This is a genomic window from Photobacterium sp. GB-1 (assembly GCF_003026165.1).
GTDB lineage: Bacteria > Pseudomonadota > Gammaproteobacteria > Enterobacterales > Vibrionaceae > Photobacterium.
In genome coordinates this window covers 47,261-69,851 of the sequence record NZ_PYOB01000022.1, presented here as the reverse complement: position 1 = coordinate 69,851, position 22,591 = coordinate 47,261, and the positions used below count along the sequence as shown (strand labels likewise).

Here is a 22,591-nt window from a genome sequence, read left to right as displayed (position 1 = left end):
CTGAAGCAAAACACGAAATCACTCGATATATTATTGGTTATTACAGCCAATTACGACCACATCAATATAATGGCGGATTAACACCGAATGAATCAGAACGATTATATTGGTTAACCTCTAAAACCGTAGCTAGTATTTGTTGACCACTACACAATTCCCTAGTACATACATATTGGCTTAATCTTGAGGAGGAGCAGGAAGCAGCAATTTATGTGTTATTAAGCGGTACGATTCGCTCTTGGCGAAAGTTTGTTGAAGTGTTAGCCCACATGAATGTCGAGGGTAAAAAACATAGTTCAGATAATGCGCTTGTGAAAAACCTACAGCGCATAAACTACATCTTAGATGGCGATCAACAAAAAGAATTTAATCAATGGATTGCTCAGTTAGCGAGTGTAAATTATTTAGATAATATGGGTATGATCCCTTCAACTCCATTCACCATTTATGATTTCCAACATAGAAAGCAAAAGAAAAGAGTATTAAAAATTTAATTTGGAGCTGCCGACAATAGCCAAATGTTATTGTCGGCACTAACTGAATACTACTTTACTGGTGTCGGTTGCTGCACCGCGCAGCGAAAACCATTGAGTGAGATATATCCATCTTGAGCTATGGCTTGGCCTGCTCGAGATGTTGTTAACCCCCCTCCTCTCATGACTTTTTTAGATCCTCTCGATGGCCCTTGAGGGTCGAGTTCAGGGGAGCGTTGATAATAATCTTCGCTATACCAGTCATTCATCCATTCCTTTACATTTCCTGCCATATCATACAAACCTAATGGATTTGGCGGATACAATTTAATTTGATTTAAATCTATAGAGCTACCAATATTCCATTCATCTTTTGTGTAATCAACATACCTTCCATCAACCAAATGCTGGTCACCTTTACGCTGAAGGTAACCGTTATTGGTTGCATAGTATAGATGCTTCCCACGATTTCTTGCCGCATATTCCCATTGTGCTTCTGTGGGTAAATCAATCGGAGAACCCGTTAATTCACCCAGCCATAAACAGTAATCTTTTGCCTCTTGCCAGGTTTTGGTTGGTGTTGCTTTATTTTTAAACTGTTCATCAGAAAGGTCATATTTCGCCCTATTTTCAGCTTTGACAACGGGCAGATTATGCGCCCTTTTAAAAGCATCAAAGCCGTGATAGGTCGTTTCATGATTAGCTAATGAGTAGTTACTTAAGGTTACTTTATGCATAAAATTAGCGCCAGTTTCAGCATTCGACAAAGCGGTATTACACTTAGCATCTGGCGACCAATCCATTCTATCCGTAGAAATGGGGTTACAAGGGGCTTTAAATGCGCCCATCATGAAGGTTCCACCTTTGATAAATACCATGCTTTCAAGTGATTCAACAGCAACTTCGACGATTTGATGTTGAAGTTTGGTATCTGCATCAGGGTAGAGCTTTTTTACTTTCGCTTCTATTTGAGTGATTTTCTCAGCTGGTACCGTTTTACTGGTTACTGAAGCGGTTGTCTCTCCAGTGCATGCTGTTAATACACATGCGCTTATTAATAGGCTCAGGTATTTTCTATACATTGCGCAATCAAATCCTTTCTGTACTCATTCTGTAAGGTAATGCATGTAACTTCGTTAAAATTCTTCTATTTTGATTTGCTACATTAAAACAACACTAAACTCATTATTCATTTAACTTAATGAATTAAAGTCAAATCTGTAATGATACATCACTACACGAGCAGGCAATAATTAGGAGTACCCTTACCTATCTTAACTTATCAGTAGCCCCCCATAACAGCTTTATAGGCAGTAATAAGGATTAATAAATAATGCAAAAAGTAAAAATAGGTTACCGGTGGCTGTTATGTTTATGCCTGTTGTGCGCCTCACAAACACAGGCACAAACAACATACCCTGCGCCAAGCTCCATGTCTGTTGAAGATGCCTATCAATTAGGCGATTTACTCGTCGACCAATATAAAATAAAACAAGGGCAACCTTATTTGAAATACGCGGCAGATAAGGGGAATGCAAAAGCTGCTTTAGCTTATTCATGGACCTTTAGAACGAATATTATGGCCCAAACCCCTCAAGAACATGAATATGCTGTTAAAGCCGCGAAACTAGGAAGCGAAAAAGCTAAATTTGTTCTGTCGACAGATACAAATATTTATGGTGATAGAGAGGAATATCGTACGCCTTTAGTTAAAGAATTAAAAGTTAGAGCAGAACAAGGAGATGGTAACGCAATGAATATGTTATCCTTCTTATACCCTGATGAGTCTAATGACTGGTTGAAGAAAGCTGCTGACCATGAAAACTCAAAGGCACAGGCAAGCCTAGCAAGTATGTATGCTGGCGGAGATGGCTGGTTTTTCATACCTGGCAATCGAGAAAAAGAAGTAAAACGTCTTTACAAGGCCTCTGCTGAACAGGGTAACTTTAGGGGGATGGAAGGTTATGCTTCTATAATTTATGATGAAGGCAATAAAAAAGAAGCGTTAGATATTTGGATAAAGATGGCAAATACTGGAGATGCTGGTTCTATAATATTTCTTGCTGCACGGTACCTACATTCATTACCACAAATCACTTACCCTGAAAAAGACGAAGTGCTTGGAGCTGCTTACTCAAAAATATATCTTGATTCAATGGGTACAGACAAAGAGCATGACCTTTATGATATTTATAAAGAACAATACCTTGAAACAATGAGTCATTTATCTGATGCCCAGAAAAAACAAGTCAACGACTTTGCTAAAGAGTTCTTAAGTAAACATACGGTGAGAGTACTTCGCTAATCTTGTATAGCCCTTATATTCATTGCCTTAAACGCTCCCTCTAATGGGAGCGTTTTTTATCGGTGAAAACAAAATACGTAAACTGTAACTTGAATATGTATCTACGATTTATCCAGAAAATTTAAGCCTTCAGGCCAATTATTGCCCAGCTGGTTATAGGTGTATTCTCAGCGAGGTGAAAAACCTCAAACTCGCGTTTTTTATGGAAGAGAGTAATAAAACATCCAGAATTTAAACTAAATATTTTTAGTTAACTTTGATTAGAATATCTCATCCAAAATTCTGTTAATACGATATGAATGAGCATTTACTCTGACTAATAATGGGGCATTTACGAGTTAGCAGAAAAGTTAACTCATTTGTGATTAGCCAACAGCCTATAGATATTCTGATATCCAGAAATGGTATATTCAACCTTCCTCAAACCAAGGCTAAAGATTATTTCTAGTATTTTTACTCTTTCCCCACCCTATCATGTGTTGCTGACGTTTGTTGTTGCCCTTTCTTACTCAAGTAGGCATGGATATAAAGAATGATTCCAATCCTCTTTATCATTTAAGAGTGATCTACTGCCAACTATGATAGAATTTCTATCAATAACTTAATAATGCAAGATATAACCACTATTTTTCTTGCGACCAATTTTAGTACCCCTGGTTGTACCCCAAGGGACACAAAGAACAAATAAAGAGCATATAAATCAAATGAGTAGTAACAGTATCCAGTGGTTTCCAGGGCACATGCACAAAGCCCGCAAAGAAATTGAAGAAGCGATGCCGAAAGTTGATGTGATCATCGAAGTTTTAGATGCTCGTATCCCATTTAGTAGTGAAAACCCACTGATCAAATCGTTCCGCAATACCAATGACGGTAAGCCTGTTGTTAAAGTTTTGAACAAGCGTGATTTGGCCGATCCTGAGATGACTCAACTTTGGATTGATCACCTTGAAAAAGAGCAAGGCGTTAAAGCCATTGCTGTCACCACTGAAAACTTAAACGAAGTTAATCAGATCATGGATTTATGCCGCAAGCTTGCACCTCACCGTGAGGAAGCAGGTAAAAAAATTCGCACCATGATTATGGGGATTCCTAACGTTGGGAAATCAACTATTATCAATACACTTGCAGGCAGAACTGTCGCAATCACAGGAAACCAACCTGCTGTAACACGCCAACAGCAACGTATTAACCTCGATAACGGTGTACTGCTTTCTGATACGCCGGGAATTCTTTGGCCAAAAGTAGAAAACCCACATAGTGGTTTCCGCCTTGCTGCAACGGGGGCAATTAAAGATACCGCGATGGATTATATCGACGTGGCTTTCTTTACCATTGAATATCTGATCAAAGCATACCCAGATATGATCAAGGCACGTTATAACCTTGATGATGACCTACCTGAATCTGAAATTGAGCTAATGGAAGAGATCGGGCGCAAACGAGGTTGTTTAAAAGGTGGTGGTCGTGTTGATCTGCACAAAGCCTCTGTCATTCTTATCAATGAATTGCGTAACGGTACACTGGGGAATATTACTCTAGAGCATCCAGATATGATCACTGAAGAGCTGATCAATGTGGCAGTAGAAGCTGAACGTAAAGCTGAACAAAAGATCAAAAAGAAAGAAGAACGACGTAAACGCTATCTAAAAAATAAACGTTAATCGACTTCAAAATATAACTAGCCATCTTACTCTGAGTGCCATATCGCTATAGTAAGGTGGCTTTTTAGTAAATGTAATCCAAACTCTTCATTAGAAACCAATTTTTTTTATATTATTTTGATAAAAATGCGCTTTTGTTTGTTCTTTTTTTGCATAGAACAACAATTACAACACTAATCATTATTTAAACTCCCCCCTGTTCCGCAACAGTAAAACCAGTTCTAATTCTTTAAAAATAAATATATTAATCAGATAAAGTACGATTTTGAGTTCAGTTTAATGATCACTACTCTAACGATTATTTTTTGGCATTAATCAATGTAATGAAATGCCCTGTTTCACATTAGTTTTTCTCATTTTACTAATGTTAGGTTAGGGTCAATAATCGCCGAGTTTTCTAATAAAACACTTTTTTAAACAGCTCTGTCTTGTTATCTCCAGTGATCATTCCTTGATTTCTGGTTTTTCGTTTTCTAAACGTATTTACCTTAAATAAAGACAGGTTATTTCAAACATTTCACTTGGAGACCAAGGTAGTGCAAGACATCACTACTTGTCGCAAAAGCGGCGGCATTTTTGTGCCTGTTGCTGGACTAACTGTATTCGCAATCGCATCAGGCTACCTAATGAGCTTGGTTCCGTTATCATTAGCAAATTTTAAAATTGATAGCAGTTATGCAAGTTGGTTAGCAAGCATCTATTACATTGGTCTTCTTATTGGCTCAATGATGATCGAGCCAATTATTGCGAAGATTGGTCACCGTGTGGCTTTTATTACTTTTTTAGCTTTGCTAGCAGTAACTGTTGCGGTTTTGCCAATTTTTCCAAATAAAGAAGTATGGCTATTTGCACGCCTCGTTGCTGGTATGGCTGTTGCAGGTATTTTCGTTGTTGTTGAATCATGGCTACTTATTGGTGATAACGCGAAAGAGCGAGCAAAACGTCTTGGTTTTTACATGACCTCACTCTATGGTGGCACCACTGTTGGTCAATTAGCAGTAGGCATGTTTGGTGTTAAAGGGTTTATTCCTTTTATCGTTATTCTAGTGCTATTGCTAATCGCAATTTTACCGCCTCTGTTTGTAAAACAAGGTCAACCTAGCAGTGATTCACACCAAGTGTTATCAATAAAGCAAATTGCACGTTTGAGTAAACCTGCAATTATTGGTTGTATAACGTCAGGTGTTGTAATGGGCAGTATCTACGGTTTAATGCCTTTAGCATTAAAACAAAATGCTCTAACAACAGATCAAGTAGGCGTGTTGATGGCTGCAATCATTCTTGGTGGTATGGTTATTCAACCTGTCGTTAGCAAACTTTCAATTAAATTGAGCAAAACGCTATTGCTTGCTTTAATGTCTTTGCTTGGTGTTTTTGCTATGGGTATTACTTACCTATCATCAGACTATGTCGTTCTGATCACGGCATTGGCGTTGTTAGGCATGTCTGCTTTTGCGCTTTACCCAATTGCAATTACATTGGCGTGTGACAACTTGGATTCTTCATATATTGTTGCTGCAACACAAGTTATGCTGTTTAGTTACAGCATTGGTTCAGCACTGGGTCCAATTGGTGCTAACAGCTTTATGGCAGAGCAAAATGGAATAATGGATTTCTTCTTCATTGTTCTACTTGCAACGGCAATTTACATGCTAGTAGCAAGTTTACAACGTAAGCCTCAAGTTCTGGCAAGTTAAAACAAAAGCGCGATACTATTAATATGTATCGCGCTTTTAACTTTTGGCTGACTCTTGTTTAACTGATGTTCTTTACTAAAGCTGCAGCGCCATACACACCAGCACTATCCCCTAGCTCTGGTTTTACAATCAAGGTATTAAGCTCTGTATTAAACAAGTGCGGTAAAATTTGTGTTTCTATATCTTGATATAACGCGTCAATATTACCGACACCACCACCAATCACGATGATCTCAGGATCAAGTACGTTAATAATTCGTGCGACCGCTAAACCAAAATACTCACGTAAACGTGTTATTGTTTTCACTGCTTCATGATTATTCTGTTTGGCTTGCTCGACGATCTCAGGCAAAGATAACGCTTGCGATGAAAGCTCGTAATAATAACGCTCTAATCCTTTCCCAGAAATAACCGTTTCCACACAACCTTGCTTACCGCAATAACAATCCGCGCCATTATGCTCAAGAACATTATGCCCCCACTCACCAGCAATACCATGGCAGCCGTATAAACATTTACCGTCTACCACTATGCCAGACCCTACGCCCGTTCCCATAATGATGCCAAATACAATTTGAGCATCAGGTTTGATACGTTTGACGACCCCAAAATGTGTTTCTGCTAAAGCAAAACAATTGGCATCGTTAGCAATAATTGCATGGATTCCAAGCATTTCATTAAGATCTTTATCAAGAGGCTGACCATTTAATGCCGTTGTATTGCAGTTTTTCATAACGCCATGAATCGGATCAAGCGTACCTGGTGTTCCAAAACCAACCGCGTAAGGGTAATGTCCAACTATTTTTGCACACCGCTCAATCAGTATCTTTATTTGATCAAGTATATGTTGATAACCTTTAATACTTTCTGTCTCAATGCGTTCACGAATAATGGGTTGATCTGAGTTACGATCTATCACAATACATTCGATTTTTGTACCACCTAAATCAACACCCCAGTAATAACGATCCATCTGATTCTCCGACTAAATTTACAGAAAAAGTATAACGGTATTTATCTTTACTTCTCTGTACTTGGTCACTATTTAAGAAATATTATTGTTATGCATTGCGCGCTACTTAAATTAGCATTTTATGCGATGAACATTAGAAAAACAGTCATAATATTTTATTTTAAGCCCAAGCCACATTTTGTTTCACTTTTTATCTTGCGGCAAATAATAACTCACCTAAAGTGACAGGCATTACTAACGTCTACGCAAATTTGCGTGAATCAGTGAAGTACACGATGAGTAAATTCCGTCCTTATATCGATATACCACTATTAATATCGATTTTAATTCTTATCACATTCAGTTCTTTGAGTGTATGGAGTGCAAGTAGCTTTAGTGAGCCAATTATAGAGCGTCATCTTATTCGTGCAGGAATTGCGATTATCGCATTATTGTTTATGTCATCTATTTCACCTGCCGCTTATGAGCGAAGTGCTCCATATTTGTTTTTTATTACTGTACTTTTACTTGTTGGTGTCTTTGTTCTTGGTGATAGCACCAATGGCTCGCAACGCTGGTTAGCATTAGGACCAATACGTTTTCAACCGTCAGAACTTGTAAAAATAGCGGTCCCAATCATGATGGCTTGGATTCTTGTCAGTGATGCCGGTCGACCTAGTATTAAAAAGATCATGATTTGTTTGATAGTAACTGCGATTCCAGCGGGATTGATTTTTATTCAACCAGATCTAGATGGTGCTATCTTCACGGTAATGTACGCTCTATTTGTTCTGTATTTTGCGGGGATGTCATGGAAGTTAATTTCATCTGTGATAGCCATTATTGGTGTCAGTCTTCCATTGGCGTGGTATTTCGTAATGGAGACCTACCAGAAAAAACGTATTCTTCAATTTTTAAATCCTGAATCAGATCCATTAGGCTCTGGCTATCAGATCATTCAATCCAAAATTGCGATTGGATCTGGTGGGATTTCTGGCAAAGGTTGGATGGATGCAACACAAGGTCATCTTGGTTTCATTCCAGAGAGTCATACCGATTTTATCTTCTCAACATTTGCAGAAGAATGGGGATACATTGGTAGCTTCACTATTTTAGCTATCTATACGTTTATGACTTTTAGAGTGTTATGGCTGGCGAATCAGTCAGAATCAACGTTTGCACGATTAGTCAGTGGCTCATTTGCTTTAAGTTTCTTTCTTTATAGTTTTATTAATATTGGTATGGTGAGCGGCGTATTACCTGTTATGGGAAGTCCATTACCTTTCTTTAGCTATGGTGGTTCAGCGATTATTACTCAAGGTGCTATTTTCGGTATTATTATGGCGCTTTGTTTAAGAAAGAAATCTATTTGCGCACCTAACATCTAATACCTAATAGATTGAGTCAAAAAAAGCGCCTTTCGGCGCTTTTTTATTTATAGGTTATTTTCCATTGCGCAGCAATCTGGACGCTCAGCAGCATCTTCTGTGGCAATCTTTAATGCTGGTGAGTAAATCTCTACACGACGATTTTCTGCTCGACCTTTCGCGGTATCATTAGTCGCAATAGGGTTTGCTTCACCCATCCCTTTCGCTGTAATTTGGCTAGCGTCAGCAACATACTGAGAAAGCAAATCCGCTACATTTTTCGCACGCTTTTCAGATAATTTCTGGTTATAAGTTGCACTACCTGTATTTGATGTATAGCCCGTCACTTCAGCTGTTGCACTCGGGTAACGTGTTAAACGTTGAATCATTGGTTGAAGGCGTTGCTTATCTTTTTCAGTTAAATGCTTACCATCAACACCATAAGCAATCGTAACCGTTGAAGGCTCTACTGTTACTGTTGCAGCTTGAACTGGCGGTGCAGTATCAACAACTGGTGCAACAACGGCAGGCGCTGCTCCCCAGCTATATACAAGGCTCAAACCATAAAACTGTGTATCAAAGTTATAAGCTAGATTCGTGTTACGAGGCTTAGACTGAATATCGTGGTAAAGCTGGTACTCTAAACGGGTAGATAGATGGTTAGTCAATTTATACTCAACACCGACACCAGCCGTACCAAGTAAATGATCATCAAGGTCTTTAACGCCATAGCCATGGAAGTCAGCGAGCATGTAACTGCCACCTAACTTACCAAACACGCCCCATTGATCATTGAGGTTCCATGTCATTTTAGCTGTAAGATCAATAGCATGTTGCTTAATCTTCTTATTTTCAAACTTAGCTTCACCTAACCATGTATAACCCGTTTCAACCGCAAACCAAGGTGTAAAGTTGTAACCTGCAAATACACCAGCCGCGACATCATCTTTATTAAGATTTATGCCAGTTATATCTTGATAGTTCTGTTGAAAATTTGAATAGTGAGCACCACCGAGTCGTGTGCCAACATAAAAAGGATTAACAGTAGCAGCAGATACAGCGGTTGATACAACTAATGCAAGCGGTAGTAATGCAATATATTTTTTAGACATGTGAAATTCTTATTATTGTTCAATTATTACTCTAACATACCCGATGAGAGGTAAATGTTTCCTGTAAGGAATAATATTCCATATTTATAATTTCAACTAGGTTATTCAGAGATAAATTAGTTCATAAAGATAATTTTAATATTCTTTATTCAATATAAAGCAAAAAAGGTTAATAAATAGTAATCGCAATACCTATTTCATTAGCAAGTTGTTGCAATTGCTCATTCGAATCTAACTTTATAGACCAATTAATCCCGCAACCAACAGCACTAACAACATTAGCGCCAGAAATAAGTGTTAGCTCATCAACTTGTGCTTGAAGGTTAATCCTGCAATTTCCATCAATTCTCACAACGACTTCTCGTTGAGTCGCGATAATTCGACCTTGTTCAAAATTTATTATCATCGGTTATTTTATTTCTTCTTTTTATTAATAATGACGGCCATTGTTAATCGGCTAGTACAAATTAATCGCTGTCTTTCATCTCTTATTTCGATTTGCCAAACTTGTGTGGTTGCGCCTAAATGAAGAGCACTAGCACGGCCAGTTACAACCCCCTCTCTTATTGCACGAATATGATTTGCGTTAATATCTAAGCCAACGCAGTACTTATCATGATCTACACACAAATTTGCGGCTACTGACCCTAATGTTTCAGCTAAAACGACTGAGGCTCCACCATGTAACATACCCAGTGGCTGGTGTGTTCTGTGATCAACTGGCATTGTTGCCGAGAGTGATTCTTCGTCAAAAGCTGAGTAGGTAATACCTAAATGTTTAATTAATGTATTTTCTGAGGTTTTATTTAGGCTTGCTAAACTAAACTCTCTTTTCCAAATAGTCATTCGACTCTCATACCATTAAACTACGATAAAGTAATAGTTTAACATTGATTTTAAATTTTATTACAAACATAAAAAAAGCGCCTTGCGGCGCTTTTTTATAACTCAAAAGAGTTAATTACTGAACTACAGCTTCTGCAACTTCAGCTTGGATTTCAAAACCAGGAGTAGTTACATCTACACGACGGTTCTGAGCACGACCTTCAGCAGTGTCGTTTGAAGCTACTGGATCTAGCTCACCACGGCCTTCGCCTTTAACACGGCTTGCATCGATGTTGAAGTGCTTCATTAGGTATACCGCTACAGTCTTAGCACGCTCTTCAGAAAGCTTCTGGTTGTAAGCTTCTGAGCCACGGCTATCAGTGTGACCGATAACAACTAGTTCTGCGTTAGGGAAGTTAACTAGACGCTGAGCGATAGGCTCAAGACGTGCTTGGTCTTCTGTAGTTAGTGTGTCGCTGTCGAATGCGAAAGGCATTGTTACAGAAATTGGCTCAACTTGAACAGTTGCAGCTTCAACAACTTCTTCAACTACTGGTACAACAACTGGTGCAGGAGCGCCCCAACCGTAAACTAGGCTCATACCGTAGTAGTGAGTATCCCAACTTACCTTCGTATCAGTACCAGTCGGCTTAGTTTCCATATCGTGGTAGTACTGGTATTCAGCACGTGCAGATAGGTTATCAGTGAAGTGGTATTCAGCACCTAGACCTGCAGTTGCAATTAGGCTGTCATCACGATCGGTTTCTGTTTGAGTTGGAAGGCCTTTAGCACGAGTGAACTGCCATGCACCACCAACTTTAGTGTATAGATCTACTTTATCAGTCGCTTGGTAAGTGAACTTACCTACAAGGTCGATAACTTGTTGTTCTACTTTACCTTTGTCATGATGCTTGTCACCTTTTAGAGTCACTTCACCTAACCAAGTGTAACCACCCTCAATTGCAAACCATGGTGTTACGTTGTAACCCATAAATAGACCTGCAGCGAAATCATCACGATCAATACGGAACTCAGAACTTGGATTACCGTAAGTAAAGCCACCATTAACTGCTGTCTTTGAATCGAAGTCAGCGTAATGAGTGCCGCCAGCACGAACGCCAGCGTAGAATGGGTTTTCAGTTGCTGCGTTCACTGCACCAGAAATTAAAAGTGCAAGAGGTAAAATCGCAAAACGTGCTTTAGACATGTTTTTTATCCTTTATTTTATGAATGTTGCCACTACAGGTGCTTTTTTAGATGCTTAAACTCACAAATACAAAAATAGTTTTTATTTTTGCGTATCACCTCAAAAAAACAGGGGTTAATTTACCAAACATAAAAATAAAAAGCTATAATAAAAAAATTTCTTGTAACATTTAACTTTTTTAAATGGTTGTATTTAAAAGATTCATGAATATTACCCATCAAAATACTGCTTTTATAAAATAAAATATTTATCACATTTTAACAACAAACCCTATCGTACTTATGATTGTGTAATTTTATTTTCCAGCTATTGACTCGGTTTTTATATCCACTTTTTATTCATATTTCTGCTTAATTAAACAAAGCGGCTATTTTGTGAGCAAAAAAAATAAGTGCGATTGTTCTAACTTTTGATCTAACTTTATATTTCTCTCGTAACTGTATCCTTGTAAAATACAATTGGCTTAACATCCTTAATTAAAGCCATACAATTTTTAACCTTATAACCACTATTGAATTTCACATTTAAGCCTAATCATTATGAATATTTCAGAGCGCCACTCTTCAGAAGGCATTAGCCATTCAACTGTTGGTATTATTGGTGGAGGGGTCGCGGGTGCTACGATTGCACTTCGTCTTGCTGAACTGGGAATTTCAATAAACCTATTCGAAGAAGGGATAAGTCTCGTTAACGGCCCACCTATTTGCCATCTTCATGCGGGCGGAAATTTATATCGTGAGATTTCTAGTCAACAGTGTCTCAACCTATTAGAGCAATCGATTGATACGCTCAGAGTGTTCAAACATACCGCGAACATTCGCCCAACTGTTATCGCTGTGCCCATTGACGATAACGGCTCGGCATTAGATTTAATACCTCGCTTAGATTTACTAAAAACCACTTACGAACAATTGGTGAAACGAGATAGTAAGAATAAAGTGCTAGGTGAGCCTAGTGATTACTTCACTCTCTATTCGCAGCAAGATATAGAAAAGTTAAAGCTCTTAGATAATCCAACATACCCAGTCACACCTGATGATTGGATGATCCCTGTCGCCAAATCGCTTCAATTAGATCAATTCAAATACCCTATCGTAATGGTACAAGAGTATGGTTTAAGTGTATTTCGAATTGCAGCAACCGCATCCCTAGCACTGAAGCAGATGGAGAACTGTCATGTATTACTTTCAAGTAAAGTGTGTGGGGTTGAATTTGACCAAGTCACTCAGCGATGGTTAATCACTTATGAAACTCAGGATAATCATAAGCAACAATGTACTGTTGATTACTTGATCAATGCTTGTGGCTATCGTTCTGGCACAATCGATGATCTTGCTCATATTCCACGAGAGCGAATGGTAGAATTTAAAGCCGCTTATGTAACACGCTGGGAGAAATGTGAGGGGCATTGGCCAGAAGTGATTATTCATGGTGAGCGTGGTACGCCAAAAGGCATGGCTCAACTCACACCTTACCCTAATGGCTACTTCCAATTACATGGAATGACAAAAGACATTACTCTATTTGAAAATGGGTTAGTAACCTCTGATCATTCCTCTGCTCAACCAAAACTTAATGACGCTTTTAAAGAAAAATTAAACCGTCAATGGTCTGAAGAAGAAGTGATTGAGCGTACAGAAAAAGCGATAAAACATGTCGCACAATATGTTGATACATTTAAAAGTGCTGTTGTAGGCGGAAAACCATTATTTGGCGCTCAGCAAATCCCAGGGACTGATGCAACGCTTCGTGCTGCAGATATATCGTTCTCTGGTGACAACTATGCGCGTTCTGAAATTGTAAAAGCTTCATCAGCACTATCAGCAGCCGATGCTATTGTGAATGAACTCATCACAAAAGGAATCATCAATTCGTATCATGATGATGTAACTACAAGAGAGCAGCTTTTTTCAACAACCTTGCAGTTAGATAAACAAGAAATAGTTTCGAATGCGGAAAAAATTGCCATTCAGCGCGGTTTTCCTGCTTCACTTGCTCAACCTATAGGTTAATAGCTAAATTATAAAAAGCCGCAATGCCTCATTTTATAGTGTCACTTCACTGTAAAAGATCAACATTGCGGCCTTTTTGAGGCTATTCCTAGCACTCAGAAAGAACCTTGATAAAGGTTAACCCATTACGCATTAATTTTCTTATTAAGCGTAGCTAACGACTGTTTTAACTGACTTTCTTGTGCTTTTAACGTATTAAGCTTCTGTTGAAAATCCGCGTAATTATCACAATCTTTTTGTGATACCCAGTTCCAGCTATTACCGGATTTAAACTCTGCACATGCTTTTTTTGCTTTTTTTATATCAGGGCTAAGAGCCACTATTTGCCTTTGAACTACAGCTAAATCATGCTGTGTCTTTGATTTTTGTTCAAACAACACATTTGAATTATCGATCACTTCTTTTTGTTGCTTGGTTTTAGTTTTTAGCGCTACCACTTCTTTATTAAGTTTCTTTTTGGTCACGACCAGTTTTTGGGTTGTCTCTTGCTGCTTTTGAATATTAGTTAATTGCTGTGTTAATTGCTCAAGCTGAACCTTTTGTTGATCTAACTGCAAATTTAGTGCATCTAACTTTTGATTAGAGCTTTCAACAAGTAACGCTTTCTCATCTGTTAACTGTTTAACTGATAACTTTTCTTTATTGAGTTCGTCAACTACTGACTGATAGTCACTTTTTAACGTACTATATGCCGTCGTCACAGGCACATTATTGTAATGCTGTATACCTGCGCCCAATGCCCCGCCAGCTAATAACCCAAGAAGTAACGACAATTTCCAGTTACGTTTTGTAGTTTTTCCTGTAGTACTACTCGACATATTTTTTTCTCCTAAACATACAGCAACAGCACATTTTTAATTTTTGTTATTATCTAAATGCGTAATTTAACATTTAATATGTAATCAATTGTCATATTTATAGCAAGGTTTCGAACAACCTCACTTCGTACAGTTTAATTTAAGACTTTATCTATAAATCTAGATTGCCGTCTCAGAAATAATAATGTGTATTACAAATAATAGTTTGTAATGTTAGCCACATTTTGATTGCCATAAGCACTAGTGTTTAAAGTAGGAACAAAATGTTGTCCTCGATTTACACTGATGTATGTCTATATGGTGCGCACTATGATTACACCACTACTTTTTCTCACTGTTTCTGCTTTTTCAACGCCTCTGCTTGAAAATTCAGTTTATATCCAAAACAATTCGGCTTGTACGTTACGTATAAAAGAAGAGCGACATCAAGATAAGATTATTTTGGCGTTATCATCTAACTACCATAGTAAATTTGATATTAAAATATATCATTTCAATGACTTATCCGCACCATCTCGAGGTAAATTAACTCAAGAGCCGATCTTTAATAAAACTAAAGCAGATATAAAGTACTTAGTCGATCATAACCTTTTCAAACGTATTGATAGTAAAAATGTCATCTACAGCACGACTATCGCGAATGATAATGTCAGCCCAAAATTATTCATCGATACTTTTCGCTCTCACGGCAACCGCTCGCGGATTTATATAGAAGGACTAGAGCAACCGCTCTCTTTTGTTGCTGATCATAAACAAGCACAAGCTTTCTATAATTGCGCTGATAGCTATACAACAAAGGCGGATGTTGTAGTTAAAAAAGCGACATCATTATCGAGACTTAACAACAACTAAATATACTTAAAACACATTAAATTGTTAATGCTTGTATCATCTCGAAGAAATTTTAGAGTGACAACACACTATTTCAATATGAAACCGTATTGATATTTTCCATTATCACAAGTGTCTAATACCTTAATTATTACTAATTATAATTTAGAGGTTAGGCGATGATAAACATATTGACTGCTGCTGAAGTTTCCTCAAGAAAACATCTTAATTATATAAATAAACCGCTCTCACCTATCGCAGCATTAGTCATGCTGACACTTTCATTTTCTGCACAATCAACCCCTGAATTAATGAAAGCTAAAGCCTTAGATTTACAGCACCTTAATGACAAGAACAGTGTTATTGATAATATAGAATTCCCTGTCAGAGAATACCTTGTTAGTGAGAAGCTTGATGGCATTAGAGCTTATTGGAATGGCACACAACTTACGACAAAATCAGGTAGACAAATCCATGCTCCTCATTGGTTTATAAAAAACTTACCCGCAATAGCGCTTGATGGTGAATTATGGCTACAACGTGGTAAATTCCAAGCTCTGACTAAAATAGTCATGGATCACGTCCCTAATGACAAGGCATGGCGTAACGTCAAGTATATGGTGTTTGATTTACCTACATCAGATTTACCTTTTGAACAACGCTACAACAGCTTAGTTAAACTTATCCAGACTCACAGTACAGTGCCAAACAACGTGCTTTATCTAGTTGAGCATAAACGTATTAACGAAATCAGTATTCTTACGCAATGGCTTGATATTATCGTTAATAACCATGGTGAAGGCTTAATGCTTCAGCATATCAATAACTACTATGTCGCAGGCAGAACAAATAAGTTACTAAAACTCAAACAACATCAAGATGCTGAAGCAATTGTTATTGGTTACGAAAAGGGAAATGGAAAATATCAGGGATTAATGGGATCTATTTGGGTAAAAACAATCAATAATAAAACCTTTAAGATAGGAACAGGCTTTACTGAACAACAACGCAAAAACCCTCCCCCCCTTGGCACTACCATTCAGTTTCGTTACAACGGGTATACCGAACGAGGTATTCCACGGTTTGCACGATTTAGCCGGGTAAGATTATCGCCAGACACATAGCAACATAAAAGACCATAATTTACACCAATAATAAGCACAATTAACTACTAGTTGTGAATAAGAGGTCTTTTTTCCAATAAATTCGCTGTATTGTTTTGTTTACTGTTATATCAACGAGAAAGCTCAAGCAAGTTGCTGTCTATTCGTTACACTTAAATTATCCAGTTCAAGCCGTTATAACGATTCACTTCTTAGCAGAAAATAATAAAGAGGTGATAAAACACAAGGAGCTTGGGATGAATAGACAGACACAACCCATGCATCGTTATATAGATCACCGTGGTCATTTAGTCACCCCTCTTCCTGAGTGGGCTAATGATACATTGCTACAGCAATTTTACCGCGATATGGTTTTAGTTCGTCACTATGATAAAAAAGCAATTGCCTTACAAAGAACAGGAAAGTTAGGGACTTATCCTTCACACCTTGGCGCGGAAGCCATTGGTATCGCGATTGGTTCTGCTATGCAATCTACCGATGTGCTTGCGCCTTATTACCGTGATATGCCCGCATTATGGGCGCGGGGTATAAGTATGTTGCAGAACTTGCAATACTGGGGCGGCGATGAATTAGGTAGCAATTTCCCCTCAACATCCCCTGATATTTCACATAATGACGATATGCCATTTTGCGTGCCAATTTCAACACAATGCACTCATGCTGTCGGTATAGCAGCAGCAATGAAAATCAAAGGATTACATAGAGCAACCGTTGCCACTTGTGGTGATGGAGCAACCTCAAAAGGTGACTTCTTAGAATCTCTCAATTGCGCTGGTGTTTGGAATATCCCCTTAGTATTTGTAATCAACAATAATCAGTGGGCGATCTCTGTACCACTGCATTTGCAATGTCATGCCGAACACTTAGTCGATAAAGCCAAAGGCGCAGGAATCAAAGGTATCATGGTTGATGGCAATGATATTGTTGCCATGTACGATGCCCTTCTACAAAGTTTAGATCAGGCACGAAAAGGTAAAGGTGCGACATTAATAGAAGCGATAAGTTATCGACTTTGTGATCATACCACTGCTGACGACGCCTCTCGTTATCGTGAAGATGAAGAAGTCAAACAAGCATGGCAATTCGATCCTATTGCTCGATTAAAAACCTATTTAATCAATCAAAATCTATGGTCAGAAGCAGAAGAATCACAATGGTTAGATATTTGCCATCAGCGTATTAATCAAGCCGTTGAACAATACCTTGATCTCACTGTACAAGCGCCAGAATCAGCATTCGATTATCTTTACGAGAAAGCCGATCCCGATCTGCACTATCAACGCGACGCACTTATCAGTAAAGCGATGCGAATGGAGAAGCAAAATTCAGGAGGGAATAATGGCTGACATTACATTAATAGAAGCAGTTAACCTCGCCCTTCACTATGAAATGCAACACGATCCTAATGTCGTTATTTTGGGTGAAGACATTGGTGAAAATGGTGGCGTTTTTCGTGCCACACTCGGTTTAAAACAAGCTTTTGGTTGTAAACGTGTGATTGATACACCACTGGCAGAATCGTTAATTGCTGGTGTCACTGTTGGTATGGCATCACAGGGTCTCCGACCTATTGCTGAATTTCAATTTCAAGGCTTTATTTTTCCAGCAATGGAGCACCTAGTATGCCATGCAGCAAGACTAAGAAATCGTACTCGCGGCCGCTTAACCTGCCCTGCTGTGTTTAGAGCCCCTTTCGGTGGAGGCATTCATGCGCCGGAGCATCATTCTGAAAGTATCGAAGCAATGTTTGCCCACATTCCGGGCTTAAAAGTTGTGATCCCCTCTTCACCGCAACGTGCTTATGGATTATTGCTCGCCGCGATTCGAAGTAACGATCCGATCTTATTCTTTGAACCCAAACGGATTTACCGAACTGTTAAATCACATGTCGAAAATAACGGTCTCGCTTTACCGCTTGAACAATGTTTTACGTTGAGAAAAGGAATAGATATTACCCTAGTGACTTGGGGCGCTTGTGTGGTCGAATCACTTCAAGCAGCAGAGACCTTATCTCATCATGGCATAGAACTTGAAGTTATTGACTTAGCCAGTATCAAACCTATCGATATGGCGACCATTACGGCATCACTCGAAAAAACAGGCCGCTTATTAGTGGTGCATGAGGCAGCAAAAACCTGCGGTGTTGGTGCAGAGATCATTACAAGAGTAGCTGAAAGCGCGATGTGCTTACTGAAAGCACCGCCTAAACGCCTAACAGGGTTTGATACCATCATGCCTTATTATCGTAATGAAGATTATTTTATGATCCAACACGATGACATTGTAAATGCCGCTCGTGAACTCATGGAGGGTTGGCAATGAAAGCATTCACATTACCCGATCTTGGTGAAGGTCTGGCTGAATCAGAAATTGTGCAATGGCATATTAATATTGGCGATACTGTGAAAACCGATCAAGTGGTCGTCACTGTAGAGACAGCAAAAGCAACGGTTGATGTTCCGGCACCTTATAGTGGAAAAATTGTCCATCGTTATGGTAACGAAGGCGATGTTATTAATATTGGTCAATGCTTGCTAGAAATCGATGAGTTACTCGCGAATACTGCGAGCGTACTGCCAGAGAAAATCAGTCCAAGCTCTGCAAATCACACATCTTCTTCGACTACGGTTGTAGGCAACATCTCCCAGCTTGATAAACATGTTGATGTTGATCCGATCTGTGATGATGCAAAGCAAACCGTTAATTTACACTCGATTGCTAATCAACATCATCCATTAATTGCGACCCCTTCAGCACGGTTATTGGCACAGAAATTAGGTGTCAATATTAAAGAAATTACCGGATCTGGGGCTAATCACTTAATTATTGATAATGATGTCTATCTTGCTTACCAACAACAAATACCAGGGACTGAAATATTAAGAGGATCGCGCCGCAATATGGCAAAAAATATGACGCGATCGCACCATGATGTCGCTTCAGTCACTCTGACTGAAGAAGCACATTTATATCACTGGCAAAAAGATGACGACATAACGGTCAATCTAGTTAAAGCTATTAATAACGCCTGTCATATAGAGCCTGCGCTTAATGCATGGTTTGATGCGGAAACAATGACAAGGTGTTTACATAAAACCGTTAATATTGGTATTGCTGTCGATAGCAGCCATGGCCTGTATGTGCCTGTGTTACATCATGCAGAACAATATCATCAGGAAGGGATCCGACGCTGGATTGATCGTACCGCTGCCAGTATTCGCAGCCGAAAAATAGATCGTCATCAATTACAAAAAGCAACCATCACACTTTCTAACTACGGCGCTATTGCCGGTATTTTTGCCACTCCCGTTGTGACACCACCGCAAGTTGCCATTATTGGTGCTGGACGGATCATGGATAAAGTGATCATGGAAGACGAACGAGTAAAAACCATAAAAGTACTGCCTCTTTCTATTACCTTTGATCATCGAGCATGTACGGGAGGAGAAGCCGCGCGATTTATTAAGGCACTAGTCAATAGCTTAGAAAGTCCACCTTGTGACAACATTGAATCTTCATAGCGTGATAACACTTACTTGGAATAAAGTTACTAACATATTGTTACATCAAACAATAACAAAATATTGCATGGTATAAACAACAGCTTATGATAGTAATTACCTTTCATTTTGCAGTCATATAAAAACTATGCGCTATTCATTTTTTACAGCAAGTCTTATCACGCTTCTCTTTTCAAGCTCACTTATGGCAATGCCTGATGGTGATGCCACCCAAGGTGAAATAAAAACGCCGAGCTGCCGTTTTTGTCACGGCAGCAATGGCATTGCACCACGCCCAGATTACCCGAATCTAAAAGGCCAAAATGCAGAGTATTTATATAACTCAATGCAAGCATATTTAAATGACAGCCGCACTGGGGGGATGTCGTCAATGATGAAAGCCCAACTTAAAAATTTATCAGATCAAGATATCGCCGATATCTCTGAATACTATTCGCAAATGAAATAATCGCGCTCAACGTCAGTCGTCCTTCAATATGAGTAGAACGACTGATTACTTATTAATCATACAAATCAATTGCCGTGTTTTATAACGGAAAAAACATCATAGGCAGACTATCTTTGTGGTAAGTTGAGATTAAAGCCTAGAATGAGAAACTAAAAATGAAAATCTTCAGTAACTTTGAAAGTGGAAGTATTAACGTTGTTAAAGCGGATAGCAAAGACGACATTCAGTTAACTATTCCTAACGATAATAACTCTGAACTTCATCAATGGTTCCACTTCCGTTTAGAAACAGAAGCTCAACAACCGCACAACTTTACAATCCTAGACCTGGCAAATTCAGCCTACCCTGAAGGCTGGAAAGGCTATGATGTCGTTGCTTCTTACGATCGTGAAGAATGGTTCCGCATTCCAGCTGAATTTGATGGCGATAAATTAACCTTCAGCGTGATCCCTGAAAATGAATCAATGTATTTTGCTTACTTTGCACCATACAGCTATGACCGCCATCAAGATCTTCTTCACCTTGCACAAAGCCACTACAACTGCCGTTTAGAAACATTAGGCCACACACTTGATAACCGAGATATGAGTCTATTGGTTATTGGTGATGAATCAACCGCTGAAAATAAAAAGAAAGTATGGGTGATTGCACGTCAGCACCCAGGCGAGACAATGGCTGAATGGTTTGCTGAAGGTCTTATTCAACGTTTACTGGATGAAACCGATACTGTCGGTCGTGCTTTACTTGAAAAAGCCGTTTTCTACATTGTGCCTAACATGAACCCAGATGGTAGTGCGCGTGGTCACCTTCGCCTAAACGCGATTGGTGTAAACCTTAACCGTGAATGGCAAACACCATCACTAGAAAACAGTCCAGAAGTTTTCTACGTGCGTGAAAAAATGTTTGAAACAGGTGTGGATCTCTTCCTTGATATTCATGGTGATGAAGCGATTCCTTATAACTTCGTTGCGGGTTCAGAAGGAATTCCATCTTATGATGCGCGCTTAGAAAATCTTGAAAATATGTTCAAGCAGGCACTGCTAACAATTACACCAGAGTTCCAGGTTGAACATGGTTACGATAAAGATAAGCCCGGTGAAGCAAACCTAACAGTCGGCTCTAACTGGGTAGCAGAAGAATTTAAATGTCTTTCTTACACTATTGAAATGCCATTTAAAGATCACAATAACCAACCAGACAGCTTATACGGTTGGTCACCAGAGCGAAGTGTGGCATTTGGTAGCGACACACTTGCAGCGGTGTTAGTCGTCATGGATCACTTACGCTAATATCCTGTAAGTAGTAAATATATAAAGCGGTCATCATGGTGACCGCTTTATTACTTATTTTGCTAACATCGGATAAGTAAAGAAAATCAAATGCATCAAATTAAACATAAAGTGTAGTAATACAGCTACCCATAAACGCCCTGTCAGATAGAAAGCTAAGCCGTAACATAAACCGGCAAGACCTGCGAACACAACTAGCAACATGCCACCAGCAATATGTGCAAATCCAAACAGTAAGCTAGCAACAACAAGCCCGATTACCCAACCGAAACGCTTCGATAAACCTTGTTGGATAAAACCGCGAAAAAGTGCTTCTTCTGCTACACAGGTAAACAACAAGTTGTTTAGTACAAATAACCACAACCAATGTGGTGTCGAAAAAGAAAACTTTAACGCTCCTAACCCCGCAGCAATAGGTAATAACGACAAGCATCCCATCACAACTAAAGCGAGTACTTTAAAATTGCAAGTTTTGTTACTCCCTAACAATGCTGGATAAGCCAATAACAAACCAAAGAAAACCAACGGTTTATCCAAATTTAAATACATAGTAAACGGTGTGCTATCAAGGCTAGCGTACACCTTATCTAGTACTTGTAGATTATCAAAACCGGGGATCGCGTGAGCAAAAAGCGCTAAAGACCAAATCAACATGAAGCTTAACCCAGCATAACGCCACTTCCCTTCTTGCTTCGCGGTGAAATACGCCACACAAAAACCAATCGCAACACCAGCGATAGCAATGATTGATAACCGCTCTTGAAATACCGCAGCAAGTAAAGCTAAAGTAACTAATACGCCAGTCAATAGTGTTTTACGATAAAACCCACTAACGACAGCGCATGCTAGTAAACCCCATATCCAAACTGTTGGTTCCATTTACTATTTCCATTCATAATAAGAGTTATTAACATCTAAATTATCAGAAAACATATCATACCCTGAAGAA

General features: G+C 38.9%; 21 protein-coding genes and 1 pseudogene. 14 read left to right on the top strand and 8 right to left on the bottom strand.

From position 1 onward, the window contains the following. Together C9J45_RS17375 and C9J45_RS17370 are read left to right on the top strand one after the other, a co-directional pair. Positions 1-143: pseudogene (locus tag C9J45_RS17375) on the top strand (IS3 family transposase); the annotation flags it as partial. 69 nt (positions 144-212) lie between these two features. Further along, the gene (locus C9J45_RS17370) at positions 213-494 is read left to right on the top strand and encodes a hypothetical protein (RefSeq protein WP_107292821.1); all 282 of its coding nucleotides are present in this window, start codon (positions 213-215) and stop codon (positions 492-494) included. Between the two features lie 50 nt (positions 495-544). On the opposite strand, the gene C9J45_RS17365 is transcribed toward C9J45_RS17370, so the two are convergent. Continuing rightward, the gene (locus tag C9J45_RS17365) at positions 545-1,555 is read right to left on the bottom strand and encodes an SUMF1/EgtB/PvdO family nonheme iron enzyme (protein WP_107292820.1); all 1,011 of its coding nucleotides are present in this window, start codon (positions 1,553-1,555) and stop codon (positions 545-547) included. A gap of 251 nt (positions 1,556-1,806) precedes the next feature. On the opposite strand from C9J45_RS17365, the gene C9J45_RS17360 reads away from it, so the two are divergent. From C9J45_RS17360 to C9J45_RS17350, 3 genes are all read left to right on the top strand, one after another. Next, positions 1,807-2,778, top strand: coding sequence for a tetratricopeptide repeat protein (locus C9J45_RS17360; protein ID WP_107292819.1), 972 nt, complete (start codon positions 1,807-1,809; stop codon positions 2,776-2,778). Positions 2,779-3,482: 704 nt separating this feature from the next. Further along, positions 3,483-4,439 (top strand): ribosome biogenesis GTPase YlqF, encoded by a 957-nt coding sequence (gene ylqF, locus C9J45_RS17355; RefSeq protein ID WP_107261856.1) that lies wholly within the window; start codon positions 3,483-3,485, stop codon positions 4,437-4,439. Positions 4,440-4,975: 536 nt separating this feature from the next. Continuing rightward, the gene (locus tag C9J45_RS17350) at positions 4,976-6,136 is read left to right on the top strand and encodes an MFS transporter (RefSeq protein WP_107292818.1); all 1,161 of its coding nucleotides are present in this window, start codon (positions 4,976-4,978) and stop codon (positions 6,134-6,136) included. Between the two features lie 58 nt (positions 6,137-6,194). On the opposite strand, the gene C9J45_RS17345 is transcribed toward C9J45_RS17350, so the two are convergent. Beyond that, a complete protein-coding gene (locus C9J45_RS17345) occupies positions 6,195-7,109 on the bottom strand; it encodes an ROK family protein (protein ID WP_107292817.1) in 915 nt (304 codons plus the stop codon). A 275-nt stretch (positions 7,110-7,384) separates the two neighbouring features. Here C9J45_RS17345 and rodA point away from each other — a divergent pair, with 275 nt between their 5' ends. Next, a complete protein-coding gene (gene rodA / locus C9J45_RS17340; protein ID WP_107208436.1) occupies positions 7,385-8,476 on the top strand; it encodes a rod shape-determining protein RodA in 1,092 nt (363 codons plus the stop codon). Between the two features lie 47 nt (positions 8,477-8,523). On the opposite strand, the gene C9J45_RS17335 is transcribed toward rodA, so the two are convergent. The 4 genes from C9J45_RS17335 to C9J45_RS17320 all read right to left on the bottom strand — a co-directional run bounded on the left by C9J45_RS17335 (position 8,524) and on the right by C9J45_RS17320 (position 11,599). Beyond that, complete coding sequence (locus C9J45_RS17335; RefSeq protein ID WP_107292816.1) at positions 8,524-9,567, bottom strand: outer membrane beta-barrel protein; 1,044 nt, start codon at positions 9,565-9,567, stop codon at positions 8,524-8,526. Between the two features lie 169 nt (positions 9,568-9,736). After that, positions 9,737-9,973 (bottom strand): DUF3389 domain-containing protein, encoded by a 237-nt coding sequence (locus C9J45_RS17330; RefSeq protein WP_107261852.1) that lies wholly within the window; start codon positions 9,971-9,973, stop codon positions 9,737-9,739. 8 nt (positions 9,974-9,981) lie between these two features. After that, positions 9,982-10,413, bottom strand: a complete 432-nt coding sequence (locus tag C9J45_RS17325) for a hotdog fold thioesterase (protein WP_107208433.1) — start codon at positions 10,411-10,413, stop codon at positions 9,982-9,984. 115 nt (positions 10,414-10,528) lie between these two features. Continuing rightward, the gene (locus C9J45_RS17320) at positions 10,529-11,599 is read right to left on the bottom strand and encodes an OmpA family protein (protein WP_107208432.1); all 1,071 of its coding nucleotides are present in this window, start codon (positions 11,597-11,599) and stop codon (positions 10,529-10,531) included. A 539-nt stretch (positions 11,600-12,138) separates the two neighbouring features. On the opposite strand from C9J45_RS17320, the gene C9J45_RS17315 reads away from it, so the two are divergent. After that, positions 12,139-13,611 (top strand): FAD-dependent oxidoreductase, encoded by a 1,473-nt coding sequence (locus C9J45_RS17315; RefSeq protein ID WP_107292815.1) that lies wholly within the window; start codon positions 12,139-12,141, stop codon positions 13,609-13,611. A gap of 125 nt (positions 13,612-13,736) precedes the next feature. Here C9J45_RS17315 and C9J45_RS17310 read toward each other — a convergent pair whose 3' ends face one another. Next, entirely contained in the window at positions 13,737-14,429 is a 693-nt protein-coding gene (locus C9J45_RS17310) for a hypothetical protein (RefSeq protein WP_107292814.1), read from the bottom strand. A 309-nt stretch (positions 14,430-14,738) separates the two neighbouring features. Here C9J45_RS17310 and C9J45_RS17305 point away from each other — a divergent pair, with 309 nt between their 5' ends. The 7 genes from C9J45_RS17305 (at position 14,739) to C9J45_RS17275 (ending at position 21,642) form a co-directional block, all read left to right on the top strand. Next, positions 14,739-15,281 carry a hypothetical protein gene (locus C9J45_RS17305; protein WP_107292813.1) on the top strand — a complete coding sequence of 181 codons (543 nt, stop codon included), beginning with the start codon at positions 14,739-14,741 and terminating at the stop codon, positions 15,279-15,281. A 158-nt stretch (positions 15,282-15,439) separates the two neighbouring features. Further along, positions 15,440-16,384 carry a DNA ligase gene (locus C9J45_RS17300; RefSeq protein WP_107247945.1) on the top strand — a complete coding sequence of 315 codons (945 nt, stop codon included), beginning with the start codon at positions 15,440-15,442 and terminating at the stop codon, positions 16,382-16,384. A 236-nt stretch (positions 16,385-16,620) separates the two neighbouring features. Further along, complete coding sequence (gene pdhA, locus C9J45_RS17295) at positions 16,621-17,730, top strand: pyruvate dehydrogenase (acetyl-transferring) E1 component subunit alpha (RefSeq protein WP_107292812.1); 1,110 nt, start codon at positions 16,621-16,623, stop codon at positions 17,728-17,730. Continuing rightward, positions 17,723-18,706: an alpha-ketoacid dehydrogenase subunit beta gene (locus C9J45_RS17290; RefSeq protein WP_107208426.1), complete on the top strand. Its 984-nt coding sequence runs from the start codon at positions 17,723-17,725 to the stop codon at positions 18,704-18,706. Before pdhA ends, C9J45_RS17290 begins: the two co-directional genes overlap by 8 nt. Next, positions 18,703-19,905 carry a dihydrolipoamide acetyltransferase family protein gene (locus C9J45_RS17285; protein WP_107292811.1) on the top strand — a complete coding sequence of 401 codons (1,203 nt, stop codon included), beginning with the start codon at positions 18,703-18,705 and terminating at the stop codon, positions 19,903-19,905. Before C9J45_RS17290 ends, C9J45_RS17285 begins: the two co-directional genes overlap by 4 nt. A gap of 127 nt (positions 19,906-20,032) precedes the next feature. Beyond that, entirely contained in the window at positions 20,033-20,353 is a 321-nt protein-coding gene (locus C9J45_RS17280; RefSeq protein WP_107208424.1) for a cytochrome c, read from the top strand. 155 nt (positions 20,354-20,508) lie between these two features. Continuing rightward, on the top strand, positions 20,509-21,642 hold the full coding sequence (locus C9J45_RS17275; RefSeq protein WP_107292810.1) for a M14-type cytosolic carboxypeptidase: 1,134 nt from the start codon (positions 20,509-20,511) through the stop codon (positions 21,640-21,642). Between the two features lie 54 nt (positions 21,643-21,696). Here C9J45_RS17275 and C9J45_RS17270 read toward each other — a convergent pair whose 3' ends face one another. Then, positions 21,697-22,521 carry a CPBP family intramembrane glutamic endopeptidase gene (locus C9J45_RS17270; protein WP_107292809.1) on the bottom strand — a complete coding sequence of 275 codons (825 nt, stop codon included), beginning with the start codon at positions 22,519-22,521 and terminating at the stop codon, positions 21,697-21,699. Positions 22,522-22,591 lie beyond the last annotated feature (70 nt).